The following is a 6,534-nucleotide window of genomic DNA, read 5'->3' as shown; positions in this document are numbered from 1 at the left end:
ACGATCCTTTATCAACGCCCAGCGTGTCGTCCCGGCGATTGGAGCTGAACACCACCTGCCGCGCTGTACGACCAATAAAAGCTGGGTACATATCATCATACAGGTCGTTGGTTAACTGCTGATACGACCCCCGGTTGATACTGTAAAGAAAGAGATCGTTCTGACCTTTTCGATCTGCACTCAAAATCAGACTTCCGCCATCTTCCGATGCATCCATCCAGACAACCTGCGACAAGCCATTTACTTTCCGTTTGAACTGGCGTTTAGGGTGTTTGTCAAAACCACTATATTGGTACAGATTCGTTTCGCCCAATTCATCGGTAATGATCAGCAGGTTATTGTCTCGCTGCCAGGCAACCAGGGGTGTATTCGCACGAATCAGTTCGCCATCGAGCCGATACCCCCCCGACAAAACCGTTGTATGCTTGCGATTAGCCGTATTGACAACCTCAACATGAAACTTACCATCCCGTAATATCGAATATGCAATAAACTGTTTATCAGGACTTAACTTGAGACTTACCAGCGATGTCTTATCATCGGCAGAACCAACATTGAACTCAAAACCGTCTGTTGTCAACGTATTCGACTGGGCAAATGGACTGGCCATACCCGCGTAATACTCCCGCCATTCGCGCAGGAATCGGCTATACGGAATACCCAGCGTACTGGAAATACTGTTTTGCTCGTTCCGAATGATTCGAGTCAGGTTCAGAATATTTGACACGTTATCCCGGCCGTATCGCTGCACAATATAATTCCAGATCGAATGGCCAACCCGCTCTGCATCGGCTCCGGATAGTAGCGATGGCTTCCGAACCGGGCGAGTAAGCGATACATCCCGCATATGATCGTCCAGCTCCAGGCTATTCCCTTCAGCAATGTACGACGCAATACCGGGCATGAACCAATCGGGCAGAGTTAGCAGCAATGAACTTTGTAAGGCATCTTTCAGGCTCCCCCCATAGAGCATATCGTACACGAACAACATAGCGACATCGTGTATGATCTGCTTCCGAAAACTAACCTGGTCACCCGTAAAGGCCAGCTCAATCCGCGATTTCGACAGGTTTTGCTCACGACTGTTAAGCCCACTCTGCGCATTCAGGCCAATGTTACTTTGTGTTAGTTCGGCGGGCGAGTTAAAGAGGAATATCTTTACCCGATTGTAAGGCGTATACCCCAGCAATTCGGTAATTCGATCGAACTCCGACTCGGCATACTGGGCCGTCAGATTGGCGATCTGAGTCCCATCCTGATAATGGTAAATCTCAAAATTGGAGGTTCGGATAATTTTCCACTCGAAGTCCCGATACTGAATACGGTTTTTCCCGAACCGTTCAAGCGATGGATAGTTTTGCGCCGTTGCCACGCTAAATCCACCCAGCCACAGACCCAACAACAAAATGTACTGATTTCGCATACGTGTTTAGCAATCAGGTATTAGGAGAAACGAGTAACGGGGCACCAGAACGGTGAGACTGGCTGGCGCATCACTAGCTTCCTGCCTCTGTCATTCTCCCTCCCCACTTCTAACTCCTAAGTTATTCACTTCTCGATAATAACGAAACACAACGGCTAATATTCGCTTCGGGCTCTAAATCTTCGCCATCTAATAGATACCGGGCAAATTGCTCCGCCAGATAAGGAGCGAGCGACACGCCTTTAGTGCCCATACCGCCAAAAATACCAACCGACGGATGCAAAGGATGCAGTCCGATAAAGGGACGGCGATCTTTAGTCGAGGGTCGGATACCAGCCTGTTGTGCCACTACTCTGTAAGGTACTTTTAAAATCTGCTGCACTTTCGATTCTAAAAACTCGCGACCGTCGTCGGTTGTTTGCCAATCCAGATCATGCCAGGTATACGTAGCTCCAATTTTGAGCAACCCTTCTCGAACCGGCAAAATAAATACGCCTTGATTGACTATATTCTTAATAGAGTAATTTTCCGCAACCGCCGTCAGAACCTGTCCTTTCACGGGATTATACGGAAGCCAGTCAAATAATGGATTCTCGCGGGCTTGAACCCCATCACAAAATAGCACTTTTCCAATATTCAATCCCTGCCACTCTACTTTATTATCACTGATTGCCAGATCTTGGGGCAATATTCGCCCCTCGAAGTATTGATTTTTTTTTATAAAATACCCTTTAATAATTCTGACAAACTCAGTTAAATCCAGCCACCCTGCCTGCGTCACTTCGATACCCCCGAATGGGTTAGCAATAAACGGGCTATACGCCTGGTCATCAGCCACTTTCTCAACATAAGGCTGAATATCGGGCTCACTGACATAAGTTAGATACGCCGTTTTTTCGTCCAGTGAGCGAAAAGGACGGTAAATATTTTTGGACTGAAAGAACGTAACACCCAGCTCCTGCTCGATCTGGGTGTAAAAGGCATGTAGGAACGGAAACAACTCATCGGCTTTCCAGGTGCGAACCAGCTTACGACCGGTTAGTGGATTCACGATCCCGGCCGCTACTGTCGATGCCGTTGGCAACGCTGGATCATCGGCCAGTACGACCGAACAACCGCGTTGGTCGAGAGTCCAGGCAAGAGCTGATCCGGCCACACCTTGCCCCACAATTAAAAAATCAACGTTCATACAGTTTCAGGCAGTAACTAAAAACTAAGCAAGGAAGGAGAGGAGAAAGCCATTAGCCCTCCTCCTCTCCTTCCTTGCTTAGTTTTTAGTTTATTTTACCAATAGCTTATTTGCCCGTTCGCGGTGCAGCTCGGCCAGACGTCGGTCGGCAAGTTCGATTACCCAGTCAACCTGTTCTTCGATAGTCATGTACGATGTATCCAGCAAAATGGCGTCGGGAGCCTGAACGAGTGGGCTTTCAGCCCGTGTCGTATCGATGTGGTCACGTTTCTCGAGGTTGCTGATGATATCATCCAGGTTGACCAGCTCTCCCTTAGCCAGTAGCTCCTGCTGACGACGCCGGGCCCGTGTATAGGTATCGGCCGTCATAAACACTTTCACTTCGGCATCAGGAAAAACTTTGGTACCAATATCACGGCCGTCCATCACCACCCCTCGTCGGCGGCCCATTTGCTGTTGTTGCGCCACCATAGCCCAACGCACTTCAGGGATAGCGCTAACTTCGCTGACGATGTTGGAGATGTACATCTTGCGGATTTCATCTTCCACATTCAAGCCGTTCAGGCAGGTTTCGTTCTTACCCGTGCGCGAATTAAACTTGAACGTGATGTGGATATTATCCAGTGCTATCAGTACATCCCGATGGCTGGAAAGCGATACTTTCTCCTGGATAAAATACAGACTTACAGCGCGATACATAGCGCCGGTATCAATATATCCGTAGCCCATACGGGCCGCTACAGCTTTAGCGGTTGTACTTTTCCCGCAGCTCGAGTATCCGTCAATGGCAATAACGATCTTCGGCATGAATGGTTGTCCGCCGAAGCGGCAATAGTCCTACAAAATAACCACAAAAATGGCGTATAGTTAAGCAAGTTTTTAGCAATAGCTACTATAATCCAATGAAATATTGGTGTATTACAAGTTACTTACTACCCTCTGCGGCATTTAACTGTTTGTGCTCGGATCGAAGGATGGCAAAAATGTGCTCGTCGAGGTATTGATTATTTTTAACAGCTGCTTTCCGATGAATGGCCTCGTGCCGATAGCCTGCATGCTCGAGCACCCGCATGGAGCCAATATTTCCTTCCAGCACACAGGCAAAGATGCGGTTTACCTGAAAATTTTGAAAGATATAATTGGTCATGATCGGAACAGCTTCCGACATTACACCACGCCCCCAAAAGTCTTCGCTGATCCAATAACCAATTTCGGCATTGTAACGATAAATGTCATCTTTTACCGTAAATCCGATGTTCCCAACAGCTTGTCCATTTATTTCGATGGCCATGTTGCTGGGTTGCTGGTACGATTTGTTGGAGCGTATCCAGGAATGGGCATCGCGGGGGGTGTATGGGTACGGAAAAAAATCCCGTACATTGTTCCAGATGTGTCGATTGCTGGCGTGGTGAATCAATGAATCTTCATCGCCCTCATGCCAGGGACGCAACTGACCGATAGAAAGGGGGAAGCAAATCAAAGTAGTAGTTGACGGAGTCACAGGTGTAAAGGTAAATTACGTCACTAACTACGCATATTACCAAATGTTTATCGTCTAAAACTGGCTTTTAACAACGTAAGTTTCCGATCTGGCTGGCTATCAGGGGCCAACAATTTCATCATGCCCCTACCCTAGTTTACTCCAATCCTTCCGGGATTCGTCAGAAAATGAGTTAACACAACTCTACGAGGTGATAGCTTTGGTTCATCCAAACAGCCACCGCACTGATGAAACCTGTTTACTTCCTCTGCATACTCCTCCTTTCCTCAACGGCTACGGCACAAATCAGGCTGACGGGTCGCGTGCTGGATCAGAAAGGCCGCACCCTACCCGGTGCCAATGTCTTTCTTAAAGGCACCTACGATGGCGGCAATACCGATAGTACTGGCACCTTCCGGTTTACTACGGTTCGAAACGATACGGCAACCTTACTCGTGTCCTACATCGGTTATGAACCCTTTAGCCAGAAAATAACCCTTGGCAGTTCCACACCGCTAATCATTCGACTTCAGGAAGCGGCCAACGAACTGAATACGGTAGTCATTACGGCTGGCTCGTTTGAAGCATCGGATGAAAAGCGAATGACCATGCTGAAACCGATGGATATTGTTACCACGGCCGGGGCCAATGCCGATATAACAGCTGCGATGAACCTACTACCCGGCACACAGCGAGTGGGCGAACAAACGGGCTTGTTTGTCCGGGGTGGTTCAGGCGAAGAAGCTAAAGTGGTTATTGATGGCATGATTGTACAGAATCCCTATTTCAGTTCGATGCCCGATGTGCAGTCGCGGGGACGATTTCAGCCATTTATGTTCAAAGGTACTTCGTTCAGTACGGGCGGGTATTCGGCCCAGTATGGTCAGGCGCTGTCGTCGGTACTGCTCCTGAACACGACCGATAAGCCCCAAAATGAAGGGCTTGGCCTGAGTGTCAATCTGGCCAACACCGGATTGAGCTACGATCATACAAGCGATAAATCGTCTATTTCGGCAACAGGCTATTATGGCAATCTGAAACCGTTGTTTGCCCTGGTTCGACAAAATATCGACTGGACACAGGTTCCCGAATTTGCAGGCACCTCACTCACCTATCGGCTGCAACCCAGCAAGACCGGCATGCTCAAATTCTACGGTATGTATTCGGCCAGTCAGCTCGGCATGAACTTCATCGACCCATCGAGCAATGCCGGGAAAACGGCTTTTAAACAGCGAAACAACAACTTTTTTACCACCAGTACCTATACCGATAGCTGGGCCGATAGTCGCTGGTTACTCTACTCTGGCTTGTCGTACAGCTACGATACAGATGCCACCACCTTCGATGCCTACGATTTTGGCCGATCAAGTGAGCGGTTACAGGGCCGAGCCGTACTAACACGATTGCTGCCCAATAACAATACATTGCTATTTGGTACGGAAGCCAGCCGGGTTACGCTTCGCAATACGGTTATGGGAACCCGCTACGCGCTCAACGATAATTATGCAGCCCTGTTTGTCGAATCACAAACCTACCTGGGCCGAAATCTGGCTATTCAGCTTGGACTTCGGGGCGAATATTCGTCGGTCATCAATCGGTTCAACCTGGCACCTCGCCTGTCAATGGCTTATAAAACCGGACTGTACAGTCAGATCTCACTGGCCTACGGGCAATTTTACCAGACTCCGGATTATCGGTACCTCTATCTGAATCGCAGCCTCACCTACGAACGCGCCGATCACCTGATCCTCAACTATCAGATCATCAAAAATAAGCGCACCTTCCGAATCGAAACATTCTATAAAAACTACGCTGAATTGGTCCGTGAGTTCACTGGGCAGCCATACGACGCCAACCCTTACCGCTTTCCCATCGGCCAGACCAACAATTCGGGAAATGGCTATGCCCAAGGATTCGATATGTTCTGGCGTGATCAGAAAACCATTAAAGGGCTCGACTACTGGATTACGTATAGCTATGTCGACTCGAAACGGCTTTTCCAGCAGTTCACCGTGTCCGCTACGCCAACGTTTATTTCGAGCCATAACATCAGCCTGATTGGCAAACGGTATTTCGAGAAAATCAGCACAAACCTCGGCCTGACGTATACCATCAGCAGCGGTCGCCCGTATTACAATCCTACCAATGAAACGTTTCTGGCCGACCGGACGCCGATGGTTAATAACCTCAGTTTTTCGGCCAGTCACATTACCCGAATCAACAAAAATCTGGTTGTGCTGTATGCATCGGTCGACAATATCCTCAACACACATAATGTATACACCTACCGCTATACTCCCGACAACAAAACTCGGTATGCAGTGGGCCCACAGTCGTATCGAAGCTTTTTTGTGGGTGGTGTGATTATGCTATCCCGAAAAGCCAACGTAAACGTCAACGAATTATAACTCACTGGCCCGCCCGCTCCAGCGGATTGTTCCA

At 48.5% G+C, this 6,534-nt stretch carries 4 protein-coding genes and 1 pseudogene; 1 reads left to right on the top strand and 4 read right to left on the bottom strand.

Features of this window, described 5'->3' with window-relative positions; all coding sequences use genetic code 11:
- The 4 genes and pseudogenes from BGO59_RS30275 to BGO59_RS30260 form a co-directional block, all read right to left on the bottom strand.
- Positions 1 to 1,423 (bottom strand): annotated as a pseudogene (locus tag BGO59_RS30275) (hypothetical protein); the annotation flags it as partial.
- Between the two features lie 121 nt (positions 1,424 to 1,544).
- Positions 1,545 to 2,612, bottom strand: a complete 1,068-nt coding sequence (locus BGO59_RS30270) for an FAD-binding oxidoreductase (RefSeq protein ID WP_293690446.1) — start codon at positions 2,610 to 2,612, stop codon at positions 1,545 to 1,547.
- 90 nt (positions 2,613 to 2,702) lie between these two features.
- The gene (gene cmk / locus BGO59_RS30265) at positions 2,703 to 3,419 is read right to left on the bottom strand and encodes a (d)CMP kinase (protein WP_293690444.1); all 717 of its coding nucleotides are present in this window, start codon (positions 3,417 to 3,419) and stop codon (positions 2,703 to 2,705) included.
- A gap of 118 nt (positions 3,420 to 3,537) precedes the next feature.
- Positions 3,538 to 4,113 (bottom strand): GNAT family protein, encoded by a 576-nt coding sequence (locus BGO59_RS30260; protein ID WP_293690442.1) that lies wholly within the window; start codon positions 4,111 to 4,113, stop codon positions 3,538 to 3,540.
- A gap of 227 nt (positions 4,114 to 4,340) precedes the next feature.
- On the opposite strand from BGO59_RS30260, the gene BGO59_RS30255 reads away from it, so the two are divergent.
- Complete coding sequence (locus tag BGO59_RS30255; protein ID WP_293690440.1) at positions 4,341 to 6,500, top strand: TonB-dependent receptor; 2,160 nt, start codon at positions 4,341 to 4,343, stop codon at positions 6,498 to 6,500.
- Positions 6,501 to 6,534: the final 34 nt, after the last annotated feature.

Source organism: Spirosoma sp. 48-14, assembly GCF_001898575.1.
Lineage (GTDB): Bacteria > Bacteroidota > Bacteroidia > Cytophagales > Spirosomataceae > Spirosoma.
Note: the sequence above shows the minus strand (reverse complement) of the source record. Positions and strands in the feature narration are given on the sequence as shown.